The sequence below is a fragment of the Rhodococcus sp. IEGM 1372 genome (assembly GCF_030056835.1).
Taxonomy (GTDB): Bacteria; Actinomycetota; Actinomycetes; order Mycobacteriales; family Mycobacteriaceae; genus Rhodococcoides.
The window spans coordinates 35353-50989 of the sequence record NZ_JASHKS010000025.1 but is presented as its reverse complement, the minus strand read 5'-3'; the positions used below and the strand labels follow the sequence as shown (position 1 = coordinate 50989).

The following is a 15637-nucleotide window of genomic DNA, read 5'->3' as shown; positions in this document are numbered from 1 at the left end:
TTGTCGATACCCGAGGTATTCAATACTCTAGGTATCGTGAATGCCGACGAGCAAGAAAAGTGGGGGTCGACACAGTCGCAGCGACGACCGCAGCGTGCCGACGTTCGAGATCGACTGCTCGCCGCCGCAGCGGACGAGTTCACCGAAAACGGCTATGCCGCAGCCAAACTCACCGACATCGCAGACCGTGCCGGCTTCACCAAGGGAGCCGTCTACTCCAATTTCGAGTCCAAGCAAGCGCTGTTCGCCGAGCTGCTGGCCAGGCGGTCCCTCGACCTCGCGGCCCGCGTACTGGCTCACATTTCCGATCTGGACCCCGGCGCGGCGGCCGGAGCGGGCGGCGGAGAGATCGCGTCGTGGGTGGTCGCCGAACCCCGCTGGCCGCTGCTGACCGTCGAATTCGGGATTCTCGCCGGACGCGACCCGGCCGTCGCGGAGCGCTATCGCACCGACCGTCGAGCACTCCGGCGCGAGCTCGAACGCCTCATCGCCGAGCGAGCGGACGACTGGGGAGTCGGCGAGAAGTTCGATGCCCGACGCCTCGCGACGTCACTGGCGGCCTTGATCTCCGGATTGGCCGTCGAACATTCGGTGGATCCGGAGGAAATCGACGAGGGAGTCATCGCCGACGCGGTCTCCGAACTGTTCGCGGGAGCGATAGCTAGGGCACATCTCGATTGAGGGACACGGCACCGGGTAACCGGGACAGATGAATGCTCAGAATCCCGATCCCGACGTCACCGCAGGACTCGAAGCGGGTGGCAGCGTCACGCCAGGAGACACCCCGCCCGCCGAAACGGGAGTCGGCGGCCCCAATCACGAACCGCCGCAGCGCAGCCGTGTCATGCCGATCCTCATCATCGGTGTGGTGGCCTTGCTGGCGATCCTGATCGCCGGTGGACTGATCGGTCGCGTCGTCGGTCTGTTCGGCTGATCCCGGGTCGGCGGCCCGTCCGTACTCGGCGAACAGTCAGTACTGCGGCCAGCCGCCCTCGGGCCCGAGCAGGCGATCCAATCGGATGTGGTTGATCTTCGCCAGCTCGTCGCGCATGATCTTGCGTTCGGTTCGATCGTCGTTGTCGAGTCGATGGCCCAGATCCACCAGGATGTCGCGCGGCTCGAAGCCCTCGGGCTCGAACAATGCGCTCCAGATGTACGGATAGCCGAATCGCTCGCAGTACGCGCGCGCCGCGGTCACCAGAGCGCCTCGCGTATCGGCGTTGATGGCTGCGCACACCTTGCTCGGCTCGGGACGCGTTGCGGCCAACATGTCCATGTCGCCGTCCGACAGCTCCGCCAGTTCCGCGTCGGCTGCCGAGAACAGCTCTGCCCGCGAGCGATACCTGCGGCCGTCCGCCACCCTGGACGCCCACGCCACCGAGCAACAACACTCGTACAACGCATGCACCGCCTTGCGGCGCGGCAGATCGTTGAACGTCTCCAGGCCGAGTCCCTGATGCATCAGCATGGGTAGATGGTGAGCCTCATTCGACGTATGCACCAGAGCTGAGCAGGGACTTAGCGCAGACGTTACGCGCCGTAACATGCGGTGCGGAGATGGGCGACTCTGCCGCTAGGCTCGCAGGCATGACGGAACGAACCTGGAAAGCCTTCTCCGTGGAGATCGCCGACCACATCGCGCAAGTGACCCTCCTCGGACCGGGCAAGGGCAATGCCATGGGCCCGGACTTCTGGAGCGAGAGCCCCGCGCTGTTCGCTCAGCTCGACGCCGATCCCGAGGTTCGTGCAGTCGTGCTCGCGGGCTCGGGCAAGAACTTCACCTACGGACTCGACCTCGCCGCGATGGCAGGAACCTTCGGTCCGCTCATGGCGGACAAGGCACTTGCCGGTCCCCGAACGACGTTCCACGACACCATCAAGACGATGCAGAAGGCCATCAACGCCGTGGCGGACTGCCGCAAGCCCGTCGTCGCGGCCGTGCAGGGCTGGTGCATCGGCGGTGGCGTCGACCTCATCACCGCCGCGGACGTGCGCTACGCCAGTGCCGACGCGAAGTTCAGCGTGCGCGAGGTGCGGGTCGCGATCGTCGCGGACATGGGGTCGTTGGCTCGACTGCCCGCGATCATCGGCGACGGGCACATGCGTGAGCTGGCACTGACGGGCAAGGACATCGACGCCGCCCGCGCCGAGAAGATCGGCCTGGTCAACGACGTGTTCGAGGACCACGACGCCGCCCTGGCCGCTGCTCGCGAATGCGCCGCCGCCATCGCCGCCAATCCGCCCCTGGTGGTGCAGGGCATCAAGACCGTGCTGGATCATTCCCGATCCTCCGGCGTCGACGATTCCCTGCGCTACGTCGCGGCCTGGAACGCCGCCTTCCTCGCCTCGCACGACCTCACCGAGGCGATCACCTCGGTGTTCGAGAAGCGACCGGCGCAGTTCACCGGTAACTGACGTGGTCGAGTTCGCCGAGGAGCTGGGCACGCAGCTGGTTCGTCTGCAACGCCTGCGTGAGCGGAACATCGCCGCGATCTCGTCCTCGGGCGGTGTCGACGGTGCCGCGTACGTATGCTTGTTCCGGCTCCTGCGCGACGGACCGATGCGGTCGAGTGAACTCGCCGCCATGGTGAATTCCGATCCGTCGACGGTGAGCAGGCAGGTGGCTCAGCTGGTCGAACGGGGGCACGTCGAGCGGCTGCCCGACAAACGTGACGGTCGAGCGTTCGTGCTCGCGGTGACCGAGTCGGGTCAGGAAGCGGCGGCGGCGATCCAGCAACGACGAACCGACAATCTCGGACGGGTGATCGAGGGGTGGACACGGCAGGACCGGGAATCGCTCGTGACGTTGCTCGATCGTTTCTTGACCGATTACGAAACCATCAGGCCGGACCTGCCCGACCGTCGCGCAGGTAGCGTCTGATCGGCGGGCGATCCACGATCGGGGCGATCGAGGCAGTGCGCAGTCGCTCGTAGAGCAAGCGCGGACGGAGGGGATGCTGTGCCGATCGGTCGTGACAAGCCGTTGCTCGCGTCCGATGCCGGGACCCGTCGGAACTCGGTGCGGCTCGAACGCCGCGTTGCCCTGGGAATTGCCGCCTTCGTACCCTCGTTCGGTCTGATCGGGGTCGTCGCGATGCTTTCGGTAGATGGACCCGAAGGCCCGTTCGCCAAGATTGCCTGTTCACTCGTGCTGGTTTCCACCGTGCCGGTGGGGGTGTGGTGGTTTCGTCGTTCGGCGGATTCGTCGCACATGCCCGGGTGGTTCGTGGTGTACGCCGATGTGGGCGTCGCAGCGATGCTGCTCACTTTCGCCGGACGCGACCTGGCTCTGAACGGGGCGATTCTGTTCACGGTGATCGGGATCTACATCGTCTACTTCTCCCGGAGACGAGTGCTCGAATTCCACATGCTGTTCGTCAACGCGGTGGTCGTCGTGCTGGCAGCGCTATTGTTCGCCGCGGACACGCACGATGCTGCGTCTACGGTCACCAGGACGCTGGCGACTCTGCTGGTGGTGAACTCGGTGCTCGCGTTCCGGGCGGTGATTCAGCGCCAGCTCGATCTGGCCAACACGGACTCGCTGACCGGTCTTCTCAACAGACGCGGCCTGGAATTGCGGCTCCAACGCATGATGAATTCGATGGATGCGGAGTGCTCGGTCGCTCTCATGGTTCTCGATCTCGATCAGTTCAAACGAGTCAACGACACGTACGGCCATGCGGTGGGGGACCGAGTGTTGCGCCGGACGGCCCGCAGGCTGACCGCGGTCACGGGCACGAGGCCGTGCGTGGCACGCACCGGCGGTGAGGAGTTCACCATCGCGCTACCGGTCGACGATGCCGCCGCGCACCGGATCGCCCACGAGATCCTGGAGTCGATTCACGACCCAGCCGACGACGTGCCGGTGACGGTCAGTGTCGGGGTGGCCCTGCTCGACGGCAGCCGATGGTTCACCGCCAGCGAGTCCGGTGACAGTGCCGGTCTGGTCCACAACGTGCTGCTCGACGCCGACACGGCGATGTACGAGTCCAAGCACGCGGGCGGAAACAGAGCAACGGTGTACGCCGGCGAATGATCCGCCGGCATACACCGTTCGTCGTTCGGGGAAGAACGTGCTCCGTGCGTCAGCGCAAGGCGCTCTTGGGGTCGTTCCACAGCTGATCGGTGAAGTCCTCCAACGCGACGAGAACGATGGTGTCCTCGGTACGGCGCAGGATCGACTTGCTGGCGCGCACCTGCACGATATCGCCGGTCTTGTCGGTCATCCGCCACAGAGAATCCGCGCGGGTGGCCACCGTCGTGAGGAACATGTCAGCGACGTTCACACCCTCCGGAGCCCGGTCGGGGAAGATGTCGTGCAGGTGGAAGTCCTCCCGCTCGGTGCGGTCGAGACCGAACAGATCGTCGAAGGCCTCGTTCGCGAACACGATGGCACCGGTGGGGTCGACCGCGAGGATCGGCACCGGGATCCGGTCGAGGACGACCGTCACCGGCAGATCGGGAAACTGAGTCGGATCCGAAATCGGTCGCGAATCGAGATTGCGCCGATCACCGTTGGAAGTGCTGTCGGTCATACGTCTCCCCAAACTATGTTTCGTCGGCCCACGGCCGAGACGAGGTGTGTGGTGCCGAAACGATCAGTGACCCGGATTGTCCGCCAAGCGCTTGAATGATGCAGCGATTTCGGCCTCTGCCTCTGCGCGCCCCACCCAGTCTGCCCCGGTGACGTGCTTGTTGGGTTCGAGATCCTTGTAATGGACGAAGAAATGCTTGATCGCATCGAGCTCGAACGTCGAGACGTCGCTCAGGTCCTGGATGTGATCCCAGCGGGTGTCACCGGCCGGAACGCACAGCACCTTGTCGTCGCCGCCGGCCTCGTCGACCATCTTGAACATCGCCACGGGGCGGGCCTCGACGATGACGCCGGGGAACACCGACTCGGGCAGCAGCACCAGTGCGTCGAGCGGGTCGCCGTCCTCGCCGAGCGTGTTCTCGATGAAGCCGTAATCGGCTGGATACGCCATCGCGGTGTAGAGGTAGCGATCGAGGCGAACACGTCCGGTGACGTGGTCTACCTCGTATTTGTTGCGCTGCCCCTTGGGGATCTCGATGGTGACGTCGAACGGCACGTGCAGTCCTCACTGTCGTCGTCGAGCCGGAACGGCTCGAGTCGTTGGGAATGTGTCGATGGTGGCGGCGCAAGGCTACCGGACCCGAGGATACTGTTGACTGGACGATCATGGGTACGACCACGGCAGTTACGGAGGAACGGTGGCGGGGCTGACACGGCGGTTCCTCGGCCCCACAGCGGGTCGACGGCGCAGGAAGAAGCGCGTGATCCTGACGCTGTGTGCGCTGTTCGTGGTGATCCTCGCTGCGACGACCGCCGCGCTGGTGCTGCCGTCGGTGTCCGACGGTGCCGAGACCGCAATCGAACCTCCGCCCGAGACGGTGCTGCCCAACCCGCTGATCACCCCGTTCCCGGAATCGGCACCGATGCCGAACGCTGCAGGTCTGGCAGCGGCGCTGGCCCAGGTGGTCGACGATCCAGCCCTCGGCACGTTCACCGGAACCGTCGCCGACGCGCAGACCGGGCAGGTGCTCTGGTCCCAGAACCCCGACACCCCGATGACCCCTGCCTCGACCACCAAGGTGCTCACCGCGGCGGCAGCGATGCTCGGGCTCCCGGCGGATCATCGCGTCACCACTCGCGTGGTCCAGGGCAGTGGCGAGGGCGACATCGTGCTGATCGCGGGCGGCGACCCCACCCTCACCGCGCTGCCGGTCGGCACCGACGGGTTCTATCCAGGGGCGGCGCGCATCGACGACCTGGTGGAACAGATTCGGCGCAGCGGAACGGTGGTGCGCAGCATCGGCGTCGACACCTCGATCTACTCCGGTGACACGATGGCGCAGGGCTGGTTTCCCGCCGACATCGCCGCCGGTTCGATCACTCCGATCGAACCGATCATGCTCGACGGCGGACGATCGGACCCACTGGTCGACGAGTCCCCGCGCAGCACCACCCCGGCACTCGACGCGGGCCGCGCGCTGGCCGCCGGGCTGGGCGTCGACCCGGCGGCGGTGACGACCGGCAGGGCGGCCGACGGGGCCGATCAGATCGCATCCGTCGAATCCGCGCCGCTGCGAAACCGCCTGCAGCAGATGATCTATCGCTCCGACAACGTCCTCGCCGAGGCCATCGGACGCGAACTGTCACTCGAGATGAACACGGCCGCAAGTTTTTCCGGTGCAACGGCGGCGATCGGGCAGACCCTGTACTCCGCAGGTTTCGACATGACCGGACTCACGCTGGAGGACGCCAGCGGGCTGTCGGTCGACGGCAGGATTCCGGCCAGGCTGCTCGATCAGGTGTTGACGTCGGCAGCCGGAACCGGGCAGCCGGCGCTGCGTCCGATGCTCGATTACCTTCCCGTCGCCGGTGCCACCGGAACCCTGACGGATCGATACGCCTCGGGGAACCGAACCGGAGCGGGGTGGGTTCGAGCCAAGACCGGAACCCTGTCTGCTGCAAGCGCTTTGGCAGGGTATGTCGTCGACGTCGACGGCCGAATCCTGACCTTCGCCCTGATGTCCAACGACCGGCCGCCCGACGTCAGTCGCCCCGCCCTCGATGCCGTCGCATCGACCCTGAGATTGTGTGGTTGCCAGTGAACACGGATGCAGCAACGAAGGCCGACGACAGTGCGGCCACCTCCGGTTTCGCCGGAGCCGTCGACTGGTCCGTCGCGGCCAAGACCGGAGCGAAGCTGACCCGCAAGGGCCCGGCCACCTCTCGCTACACCGCCGCTGCAGCCGTGGAAGAGCTTGCCGCCGCGTCCATTCGGGCCGAGGGGCCGGTTCGCGAGACCACCGGCCTGGCCGACGGACTCCCCGTGCCCGACGCCCAGGTGGTCGATCGCGCCGGCTGGATCGCGGCGGCCGCGTCGTCGATGAAGCACCTGACCGGAGACGACGACGGCACGCCGCCGTCGGGTCTGCTCGGCGGAAAGCCGGCCGGACTGCAGGCCGGAGCGATGCTGGCGTTTCTCTCCAGCGCCATTCTCGGACAGTACGACCCGTTCACCGGCGAGAACGGAACGCTGCTTCTGGTCGCGCCCAACGTGATTGCCGTCGAGCGGGCGCTTCGCGTGTCGCCGAGCGACTTCCGACTGTGGGTGTGCCTGCACGAGGTCACACACCGAGTGCAGTTCTCCTCCGCTCCCTGGCTCGGCGGCTACATGCGCGAGAACGTGGGGGTGCTCTCCGACGGCACCGACGAGCCGCTCACCGATGTCGCCAACCGGCTGACCGGCGCGCTGAAGGCCCGCAAGAATCCGAGCGGGGCGTCGAAGTCCGAGGACGCAGGCATCGTCGGATTGCTGCGCGCCACCCAACCGCAGCCCCAGCGCGACGCCATCGACCGGCTCCTCGTGCTGGGCACCCTGCTCGAGGGTCACGCCGACCACGTGATGGACGCCGTCGGACCGGCCGTCGTGCCGACCGTGACGCAGATTCGCGGCGCCTTCGATCAGCGCAGGCAACGCAAGGTGAACCCGCTCCAACGCGTCATCCGGGCCCTGCTCGGCATGGACGCGAAGATGGCGCAGTACGTGCGCGGCAAGGCGTTCGTCGATCACGTCGTCGCCGCGGTGGGAATGGAACGCTTCAACACCGTGTGGACCGGGCCCGACACGCTGCCGTTGCTGTCGGAGATCGAGGACCCGGACGCCTGGATCGCCCGAGTTCTGGGCTAGTGCTCCTGCCTGAGGGAGTGGAGCCTGCGGAACGACCCAAAATGCCTGAGGGGCCTGCCCTGCTGGAGATTCGGCACGCGGTTCGGGCGTGGCTCGCAGTTCATCCGGGACCGGTTGCCGTCGCGCTGTCCGGTGGCGCGGATTCGCTCGCTTTGACGGCCGCCACCGTGGCCGAGGCCCCGAACGTGCGCGCCTTGATCGTCGATCACGGTCTGCAGTCCGGCTCGGCTGAGGTTGCGGCGACGGCGGCGGCTCGGGCGTCGGAGCTGGGAGTGGTCGAGGCGCGCGTGCTGCCGGTGCAGGTGACCGGCTCGGGTGGGACGGAGGCCGCCGCCCGCCGGGTCAGGTACGACGCGTTGGATCGCGAGCGCGGCGACGCGTCGGTGCTGGTGGCGCACACCCTCGACGATCAGGCCGAAACGGTGCTGCTCGGGCTGGGCCGCGGATCGGGACCGCGGTCGATCGCGGGCATGGCGGCGTTCGATGCGCCGTGGGGTCGGCCGCTGCTAGGAATTCGACGCAGTGTGACCAGGGCTGCCTGCGTCGAGTTGGGGATGGAGCCGTTCGAGGATCCGCACAACATCGACCCCGATTTCACTCGGGTGCGGTTGCGTCACGAGGTGCTGCCCCTGCTCGAGGACGTGCTCGGCGGTGGTGTCGCCGCTGCACTCGCCCGGACCGCCGAGCAGTTGCGCGAGGACGGCCGGGTGCTCGACGCGCTCGCCGAATCGGTCGTCGGGTTGGGTGCGTCGGAACTCGAGGTGTCCTCGATCGACTCGCTCGACACCGCGATTCGTCGCCGCGTACTGCGCCGATGGTTGCTCGGCCGAGGTGTGACGTCGCTGACCGACCGGCAGATCCGGGCCGTCGACGCCCTCGTCGGACGGTGGACCGGCCAGGGCGGGGTTGCGCTGCCGGGAGGAACGCCCGACGCCAGGTTGGTGTGCTCGCGTCGGCATGGCAGGCTGAGCGTCGGCCTGGAGAACGAATGAAGGGAAACCCCGTGTACGAGGGCGACATCGAATCGGTTCTCATTTCCGAGGAACAGATCAAAGCGCGCACTGCGGAACTCGCAGAAGAGATCGCCCAGCGGTATCCCGAAGGCTCACCGGAAGGTGACCTGCTCCTGGTCGGTGTCCTCAAGGGCGCGATCATGTTCATGACCGACTTCGCCCGGGCCCTGCCCATCCCGGCGCAGCTCGAGTTCATGGCGGTCAGCTCCTACGGCTCGTCCACCTCGTCGTCGGGAGTCGTTCGAATCCTCAAGGACCTCGACCGCGACATCACCGGACGCCACGTGCTGATCGTCGAGGACATCATCGACTCCGGTCTGACGCTGAGCTGGCTCAAGCGCAACCTCGCGACCCGTTCGCCTGCCTCGCTGTCGGTGGTGACGTTGCTGCGCAAGCCCGACGCCATCAAGGTCGACGTGGAGGTCGCGAACGTGGGCTTCGACATCCCCAACGAGTTCGTCGTCGGCTACGGCCTCGACTACAACGAGCGCTACCGAGATCTGCCCTACATCGGTCTGCTCGATCCCAAGGTCTACAGCTGAGCTGGTGTCTTCGGTTCGTCCGGTCCACCCCGTTCGCGTGAATGGACCATTGCCGCGCCGAGACGTGTGCAAGGGTCCATCGATGCGGATAGTGTGCCCGACAGGTGGGGAACTGCCGGGGGAGTGCAGTCGTTGGAGGGGAAGAAGCGTCGACGCAAACAGGTGCGTGGACGCACAGCGCCAGGTATGAGCGAGTCAGATGTCCGAGTCTCGCGCTAGCCTGGAGTATCCGGCGGGCAGGGAGCAGCCAGCGCGCGGGAGCGGACTGAAAGGACACGGCCGACTCGGCTGAAGCTGTATGAATCGGAAGACAGTAATACGAAATCTTGCCATCGTTTTCGGCATTCTGTTGGTGATCTATGCCTTCAGTTACTTCGGTAACGACACGCGGGACTGGAAGACGGTCGACACCTCGGTGGCGATCGCCCAGCTCGACGATCGCAATGTCGAGTCCGCGCAGATCGACGACCGCGAGCAGCAGATCCGGCTGACTCTGCGGGAGGCGTCGGACGCCACCGACAACGAGACGCAGATCATCGCCAAGTACCCGGACTCGGCGTCGGAGCAGATCTTCGACAAGGTCGACTCGCAGGGCCTGGCGAGCTACAACACCACCGTCACCCAGGAGAGCTGGTTCAGCTCGTTCCTGCTGCTGATTCTTCCGATGGTGCTGATCCTCGGCGTGATCATCTTCGTCATGAGCCGCATGCAGGGTGGCGGCCGCGGCGGGGTCATGGGCTTCGGCAAGTCCAAGGCCAAGCAGCTGACGAAAGACATGCCCAAGACCACGTTCGCCGATGTCGCAGGCGCGGACGAGGCCGTCGAAGAGCTCTACGAGATCAAGGACTTCCTGCAGAACCCGGCGCGCTACCAGGCGCTCGGTGCCAAGATTCCGCGCGGCGTGCTGCTGTACGGCCCTCCCGGAACCGGCAAGACGCTGCTCGCGCGCGCCGTCGCAGGCGAGGCCGGCGTCCCGTTCTTCACCATCTCCGGCTCGGACTTCGTCGAGATGTTCGTCGGCGTCGGTGCATCCCGTGTGCGCGACCTCTTCGAGCAGGCCAAGCAGAACAGCCCCTGCATCATCTTCGTCGACGAGATCGACGCCGTCGGTCGCCAGCGCGGCGCGGGCATGGGCGGCGGCCACGACGAGCGCGAGCAGACACTCAACCAGCTGCTCGTCGAGATGGACGGCTTCGGTGAGCGCACCGGCGTCATCCTCATCGCCGCCACCAACCGCCCCGACATCCTCGACCCCGCCCTGCTGCGTCCGGGCCGCTTCGACCGCCAGATCCCGGTCGGTGCCCCCGACCTGGCCGGCCGTCGAGCAATCCTGAAGGTGCACTCGGCAGGCAAGCCCGTTGCTCAGGACGCCGACCTCGAAGGTCTCGCCAAGCGAACCGTCGGGATGTCCGGTGCCGACCTGGCCAACGTCATCAACGAAGCAGCACTGCTCACCGCTCGCGAGAACGGCACCGTCATCACCGAGGCGTCGCTCGAGGAGTCGGTCGACCGCGTCGTCGGTGGCCCGCGCCGCAAGAGCCGCATCATCAGCGAGCACGAGCGCAAGATCACCGCGTACCACGAGGGTGGTCACACTCTCGCCGCGTGGGCGATGCCCGATATCGAGCCCGTCTACAAGGTCACCATCCTTGCTCGCGGTCGCACCGGCGGCCACGCGATGACGGTGCCCGAGGACGACAAGGGCCTGATGACGCGGTCGGAGATGATCGCTCGACTCGTCATGGCCATGGGTGGCCGCGCAGCGGAGGAGCTCGTCTTCCACGAGCCGACAACCGGTGCGTCCTCGGACATCGACCAGGCGACCAAGATCGCCCGCGCGATGGTCACCGAGTACGGCATGAGCAGCAAGCTCGGAGCCGTTCGGTACGGGCAGGAACAGGGCGATCCGTTCCTCGGCCGTTCGATGGGCCAGCAGTCCGACTTCTCGCACGAGGTCGCCCGCGAGATCGACGAGGAGGTGCGCAAACTCATCGAGGCGGCGCACACCGAGGCGTGGGCCATCCTCAACGAGTACCGCGACCTGCTCGACACCCTTGCCTCGGAGCTGCTCGAACGTGAGACGCTCACCCGCAAGGACCTCGAGAAGATCTTCCACAGCGTCACCAAGCGTCCGCGCATCACCCTGTTCAACGACTTCGGTGATCGCAAGCCCTCGGACAAGCCACCGGTCAAGACGCCCCGCGAACTCGCCGCCGAGCGCGGCGAGCCGTGGCCTCCGGTACCGCCGGCCCCGAAGCAGCTTCCGCCGCAACAGTTTCCGCAGCCCAGCTACGCCGGTTCTCCGCAGCTGACCAAGGGTGGTTACCCGAACGGAAGCAACGGATACAACGGCGGACCGACCAACGGCGTGCCCACCAACGGCACCCCGTCGAACGGTGCTCCGACCAACGGTGGCCCGGTCAACGGATCACCGAGCACCGGGGACGTCGATGCGCCGAACACCGGCGGTGGCCGACGCAGCGCCCCCGCACCCGGCGGATACAACGGCGGTGGCTACAACGGTGGTTACGGCGGCCCGACCAACGGAGGCGCTCCCAACGGGGGCGGATACTCCGAAGGCCAGCGTCGGCAGGAACCTCGCTCGAGCGGCCCCGGCCAGGGCTCGCGTCCCGATTACGGTGCCCCGGCCGGATGGTCGGCTCCGGGTTGGCCCCCGCGCGACCAGCCTGCGGTTCCCCGGTACCAGGGACCGACCACGCCGCCGGTTCACGATCAGCCGAACCGCGAGCAGTCGGGATCGGACCAGAATCGGTACGAGCCGCCGCAGGGTCAGCCTCCGACGTACCGACAGCACCCGACCTACCAGCAGCCGCAGGCGTACCAGCCGCCGACCGCTGCGCCGTCGAACCAACCGCCGACGAATCAACAGCCGGGATATCAGCCGCCGCAGTATCAGCCGGATCCGTTCCGGCCGGACACTCGGGACCAGGGTCGTACCTCTCGGCACGAGCCCCCGTACGGCCAGCACGAGGACAATGCCGGACCGGCCGAAGCGTCGCCACCCACGTGGGAGGTTCCGACTCCATCGCAGAGCTATCCGCTGCCCGGAGACGATCGTCCCTCGCACAACCCGTCCGAGGACTCGCGCCGAGACGAGCGAGCAGAGGACGACGGCGACGAAGGTCCACGCACCCAACGCTGGGAAGGGCCGGGCGGTTCGTACCGCTAGGTCGGTCATTAGGCTGGCTGGGTCGACCGTTTCGGTCGGCCCAGTCCGTCGTTCGAACCGTGCTGCAGGTCGGCGCAGCTGCTCCGTGAGGAACAGGTGCGGTTCGGCCCAGCTGTCACATTCGCGGAGCCCAACCGGAGGTACGTTCTCGTGTCAGTCAACCGGACCGACGAGTCGATAATCGACTCGGCAGAAGTCCCAGCAGCGCAGCAGCGGGCAGTGGAACAGACAGTGGCCTACGCCACCGGTGCGGTCTTCGACCAGCCTCGTGCCGAGGCCGCAGTGCGTGAGCTGTTGATCGCCGTCGGCGAGGATCCGGACCGTCCGGGTCTGCTCGACACGCCGGCCCGCGTGGCGCGTTCCTACCGTGAAATCTTCGCCGGGCTCTACACCGACCCTGACACGGCGCTGAACACGACGTTCGACGAGGGGCACCAGGAACTGGTGCTCGTCCGCGACATCCCCATGTTCTCCACGTGCGAGCATCACCTGGTCTCGTTCCACGGCGTCGCACACGTCGGGTACATCCCGGGCAAGAGCGGCAAGGTCACCGGCCTGTCGAAGCTCGCGCGCGTGGTGGACATGTACGCCAAGCGCCCGCAGGTTCAGGAACGGCTGACCAGCCAGATCGCCGACGCGTTGATGCGCAAGCTCGACCCGCGCGGTGCGATCGTCGTGATCGAGGCCGAGCACCTGTGCATGGCCATGCGCGGCATTCGCAAGCCGGGAGCCAGCACCACCACGTCGGCGGTGCGGGGTCTGTTGCAGTCCAGCGCGGCATCGCGTTCGGAAGCTCTGGACCTGATCCTGCGGAAATGACGCGACCGGTCGAGTCCCGATGAACCCGGCGCGCAGTATCCCCCCGGCACCGGTCGTCATGGGTGTCCTCAACGTCACCGCCGATTCGTTCTCCGACGGCGGTAGGTACCTCGATGTCGATGCCGCCGTCGAACACGGACTGGCGATGCACCGTCGCGGAGTCGACATCGTCGACGTCGGTGGCGAGTCGACGCGTCCCGGAGCAGACCGGATCGACCCGACGCTCGAGGCGCAGCGCATCGTGCCGGTCATCGCCGCGCTGGCCGCAGCAGGGGTGACCACCAGCGTCGACACCATGCGTGCCTCGGTCGCCGAGGCGGCGATCGATGCCGGGGTCTCGATCGTCAACGACGTCTCGGGTGGTCGGGCGGATCCGGCCATGGCCGGGGTCGTTGCGGACGGCGGATTGCCGTGGATCCTGATGCACTGGCGGGCCGCCGGATCCGAGTATCGGCACGCCGGACCGGCCGATCGATACGACGACGTGGTCGCCGACGTCCGCGGTGAACTGCTCGAACAGGTCGATCACGCGGTGGCCGCGGGCGTGGACACGGCGATGCTCGTGCTCGATCCCGGCCTCGGATTCGCCAAGAACGCCGAGCACAACTGGCAACTGCTGCGGGGCCTGCCGGACTTGGTGTCGGCCGGCTTCCCAGTACTCGTCGGTGCTTCCAGGAAGCGTTTTCTCGGCTCGCTGTTGGCGGACGACGACGGTACTCCGCGGCCGCCGGACGGGCGAGAGATCGCCACGGCCGTGGTGTCGGCGCTCTCGGTCGCTGCGGGTGCATGGGGTGTCCGGGTACACGACGTGCAGGCGTCACTCGACGCGGTCGCCGTCGTTCGGGCATGGCAGGGTGATCGGGCATGAGCGAGATCAGCAGCCGCGTCGGCGCGGGGACGCGTCGCGGCGACCGCATCGAACTGCGGGGCCTGACGGTGCGCGGCAATCACGGCGTCTTCGACTTCGAGAAGCGAGACGGGCAGGACTTCGTCGTCGACATCACCGTGTGGATGGACCTGCGGCCCGCGGCCGAGACCGACGACCTGACCCGAACGCTGCACTACGGAGAACTGGCCGAGCACGCTGCGGCCGTCGTCGCGGGCCCGTCCAGGGACCTGATCGAGACGGTCTCGGCCGAGATCGCCGAGGTCGTGTTGGCGTACGACTCACGCGTCGACGCGGTGGAAGTGGTGCTGCACAAGCCGTCGGCCCCGATCCCTTTGACGTTCGGGGACGTTGCCGTGGTGGCGTACCGGGAGCGGGCGTGACCCGCGCGGTGCTGTCCATCGGCAGCAACATCGGCGACTCCCTCGCCCACTTACGTTCTGTCACAACCGGATTGGGCTCCCGCCTGGTGTCCTGCTCACCGGTGTACCGTTCGGCTCCCTGGGGCGGCGTCGAGCAGCAGGACTTCCTCAATGCCGTCGTGGTGGTCGAGGACGATGCCTTCGACGCCTGGGATTGGTTGCGTTTCGGTCAGCGTCTGGAGGAGGCGGCCGATCGCGTTCGAGTACAGCGGTGGGGGCCACGGAGCCTCGACGTCGACGTGGTGACGTGCGAGAACACGATCAGCGAGGACCCTCGTTTGATCCTTCCGCACCCGCGCGCGCACGAACGAGCGTTCGTACTGCTGCCGTGGCTGGACGTCGAACCGGACGCCACCCTGCGTGTCGGCGACGACGACATTTCGGTGTCCGAGTTGCTCGCGCGACTGAGTCCGGAGGAGCGGGCCGGGGTCACGAAGCAGGAGTGGAGCCTGCAGGAACGACCCGTGGAGCACGACGGTGTCGGTGATGGGTCGTGGTGACCAATCCCACCAAGGTCTGGGATGTCTTGGGTCTTTTCCTGGTGGCCGCAATCGGTACGTGGCTGTTGGTTCGGGTCTTCTACGGCTCGTTGCCGCCGATTCCGGTGTACGCCGGGGCGTCGTTGTATCTGGTGGCGGTGGTGCAAGTGGTGACTGCGGTGATCGTGCGCAATCGCATCGCCGAGCACCGGGTGGGCACCGGTCTGCACGATCTGCATCCGCTGACGGTGTTCAGGGCGTTGGTGTTGGCGAAGGCATCGATGCTGGTGGGGACTGCCGTCGTCGGCGTGTGCGTCGGATTTCTGGTGTACGTGCTGCCGCGTGCGGCGACGATACGGGCAGCCTCTTCGGATCGGGCCGGAGCCGTCGTTGCGCTCGTGGCCGGACTGGCCGTCGTCGCTGCCGCGGTGTGGCTCGAACAGTGCTGCCGTGCCCCGAAAGACCGTGACGACGAGCGTTCTCGGTAACCCCCGAAACATTTGATTGTTACCGCGGTTGTGTAAGTGATCGGTCGAGGATGACTATTTGCGAACGATTTGCCAGTTAC

Annotated in this window: 18 protein-coding genes; 15 read left to right on the top strand and 3 right to left on the bottom strand. The window is 66.8% G+C overall.

Features of this window, described 5'->3' with window-relative positions:
* The first annotated feature begins 36 nt into the window (after positions 1-36).
* Both QM590_RS18425 and QM590_RS18420 read left to right on the top strand, forming a co-directional pair.
* Positions 37-681 carry a TetR/AcrR family transcriptional regulator gene (locus tag QM590_RS18425; protein WP_179271959.1) on the top strand — a complete coding sequence of 215 codons (645 nt, stop codon included), beginning with the start codon at positions 37-39 and terminating at the stop codon, positions 679-681.
* A 28-nt stretch (positions 682-709) separates the two neighbouring features.
* Positions 710-934: a DUF6480 family protein gene (locus QM590_RS18420; protein ID WP_068283967.1), complete on the top strand. Its 225-nt coding sequence runs from the start codon at positions 710-712 to the stop codon at positions 932-934.
* Between the two features lie 36 nt (positions 935-970).
* Here the strand turns inward: QM590_RS18420 and QM590_RS18415 are convergent, their stop codons facing one another.
* Positions 971-1468 carry a 2-oxo-4-hydroxy-4-carboxy-5-ureidoimidazoline decarboxylase gene (locus tag QM590_RS18415; protein WP_269595911.1) on the bottom strand — a complete coding sequence of 166 codons (498 nt, stop codon included), beginning with the start codon at positions 1466-1468 and terminating at the stop codon, positions 971-973.
* A 119-nt stretch (positions 1469-1587) separates the two neighbouring features.
* On the opposite strand from QM590_RS18415, the gene QM590_RS18410 reads away from it, so the two are divergent.
* From QM590_RS18410 to QM590_RS18400, 3 genes are all read left to right on the top strand, one after another.
* Positions 1588-2415, top strand: coding sequence for a crotonase/enoyl-CoA hydratase family protein (locus tag QM590_RS18410; protein ID WP_269595910.1), 828 nt, complete (start codon positions 1588-1590; stop codon positions 2413-2415).
* Position 2416: 1 nt separating this feature from the next.
* The gene (locus QM590_RS18405; RefSeq protein ID WP_269595909.1) at positions 2417-2881 is read left to right on the top strand and encodes a MarR family winged helix-turn-helix transcriptional regulator; all 465 of its coding nucleotides are present in this window, start codon (positions 2417-2419) and stop codon (positions 2879-2881) included.
* A 78-nt stretch (positions 2882-2959) separates the two neighbouring features.
* Positions 2960-4036, top strand: coding sequence for a GGDEF domain-containing protein (locus QM590_RS18400; protein ID WP_269595908.1), 1077 nt, complete (start codon positions 2960-2962; stop codon positions 4034-4036).
* 49 nt (positions 4037-4085) lie between these two features.
* Here QM590_RS18400 and QM590_RS18395 read toward each other — a convergent pair whose 3' ends face one another.
* On the bottom strand, positions 4086-4535 hold the full coding sequence (locus tag QM590_RS18395; RefSeq protein WP_032395173.1) for a PAS domain-containing protein: 450 nt from the start codon (positions 4533-4535) through the stop codon (positions 4086-4088).
* Positions 4536-4598: 63 nt separating this feature from the next.
* Complete coding sequence (locus tag QM590_RS18390; protein WP_068053642.1) at positions 4599-5090, bottom strand: inorganic diphosphatase; 492 nt, start codon at positions 5088-5090, stop codon at positions 4599-4601.
* A gap of 142 nt (positions 5091-5232) precedes the next feature.
* On the opposite strand from QM590_RS18390, the gene dacB reads away from it, so the two are divergent.
* The 10 genes from dacB to QM590_RS18340 all read left to right on the top strand — a co-directional run bounded on the left by dacB (position 5233) and on the right by QM590_RS18340 (position 15557).
* Entirely contained in the window at positions 5233-6636 is a 1404-nt protein-coding gene (gene dacB / locus QM590_RS18385) for a D-alanyl-D-alanine carboxypeptidase/D-alanyl-D-alanine endopeptidase (protein ID WP_411741361.1), read from the top strand.
* The gene (locus QM590_RS18380) at positions 6621-7718 is read left to right on the top strand and encodes an Rv3626c family coenzyme F420 biosynthesis-associated protein (RefSeq protein ID WP_269595907.1); all 1098 of its coding nucleotides are present in this window, start codon (positions 6621-6623) and stop codon (positions 7716-7718) included. Before dacB ends, QM590_RS18380 begins: the two co-directional genes overlap by 16 nt.
* Positions 7719-7759: 41 nt before the next feature.
* The gene (gene tilS, locus QM590_RS18375; protein WP_269595906.1) at positions 7760-8710 is read left to right on the top strand and encodes a tRNA lysidine(34) synthetase TilS; all 951 of its coding nucleotides are present in this window, start codon (positions 7760-7762) and stop codon (positions 8708-8710) included.
* Positions 8711-8721: 11 nt separating this feature from the next.
* Complete coding sequence (gene hpt, locus QM590_RS18370) at positions 8722-9273, top strand: hypoxanthine phosphoribosyltransferase (RefSeq protein ID WP_032395535.1); 552 nt, start codon at positions 8722-8724, stop codon at positions 9271-9273.
* A gap of 298 nt (positions 9274-9571) precedes the next feature.
* Complete coding sequence (gene ftsH / locus QM590_RS18365; protein WP_269595905.1) at positions 9572-12463, top strand: ATP-dependent zinc metalloprotease FtsH; 2892 nt, start codon at positions 9572-9574, stop codon at positions 12461-12463.
* Positions 12464-12682: 219 nt separating this feature from the next.
* The gene (folE, locus tag QM590_RS18360) at positions 12683-13282 is read left to right on the top strand and encodes a GTP cyclohydrolase I FolE (protein ID WP_037195562.1); all 600 of its coding nucleotides are present in this window, start codon (positions 12683-12685) and stop codon (positions 13280-13282) included.
* Positions 13283-13301: 19 nt separating this feature from the next.
* Complete coding sequence (gene folP / locus QM590_RS18355) at positions 13302-14150, top strand: dihydropteroate synthase (RefSeq protein ID WP_269595904.1); 849 nt, start codon at positions 13302-13304, stop codon at positions 14148-14150.
* Complete coding sequence (folB, locus tag QM590_RS18350; protein WP_068053664.1) at positions 14147-14551, top strand: dihydroneopterin aldolase; 405 nt, start codon at positions 14147-14149, stop codon at positions 14549-14551. Before folP ends, folB begins: the two co-directional genes overlap by 4 nt.
* Positions 14548-15090, top strand: a complete 543-nt coding sequence (gene folK / locus QM590_RS18345) for a 2-amino-4-hydroxy-6-hydroxymethyldihydropteridine diphosphokinase (protein ID WP_269595903.1) — start codon at positions 14548-14550, stop codon at positions 15088-15090. Before folB ends, folK begins: the two co-directional genes overlap by 4 nt.
* Positions 15087-15557, top strand: a complete 471-nt coding sequence (locus QM590_RS18340; protein ID WP_149406707.1) for a DUF3180 domain-containing protein — start codon at positions 15087-15089, stop codon at positions 15555-15557. The genes folK and QM590_RS18340 overlap by 4 nt, the downstream gene beginning before the upstream one ends.
* Positions 15558-15637 lie beyond the last annotated feature (80 nt).

What these genes read in the sequence shown, in the direction of transcription:
- QM590_RS18420 (WP_068283967.1), top strand. Translation starts at nt 710, where the DNA reads ATGAATGCTCAGAATCCCGATCCCGACGTCACCGCAGGACTCGAAGCG.
- QM590_RS18415 (WP_269595911.1), bottom strand. Translation starts at nt 1,468, where the DNA reads ATGCTGATGCATCAGGGACTCGGCCTGGAGACGTTCAACGATCTGCCG.
- QM590_RS18410 (WP_269595910.1), top strand. Translation starts at nt 1,588, where the DNA reads ATGACGGAACGAACCTGGAAAGCCTTCTCCGTGGAGATCGCCGACCAC.
- QM590_RS18395 (WP_032395173.1), bottom strand. Translation starts at nt 4,535, where the DNA reads ATGACCGACAGCACTTCCAACGGTGATCGGCGCAATCTCGATTCGCGA.
- tilS (WP_269595906.1), top strand. Translation starts at nt 7,760, where the DNA reads ATGCCTGAGGGGCCTGCCCTGCTGGAGATTCGGCACGCGGTTCGGGCG.
- ftsH (WP_269595905.1), top strand. Translation starts at nt 9,572, where the DNA reads ATGAATCGGAAGACAGTAATACGAAATCTTGCCATCGTTTTCGGCATT.
- folP (WP_269595904.1), top strand. Translation starts at nt 13,302, where the DNA reads ATGAACCCGGCGCGCAGTATCCCCCCGGCACCGGTCGTCATGGGTGTC.
- folB (WP_068053664.1), top strand. Translation starts at nt 14,147, where the DNA reads ATGAGCGAGATCAGCAGCCGCGTCGGCGCGGGGACGCGTCGCGGCGAC.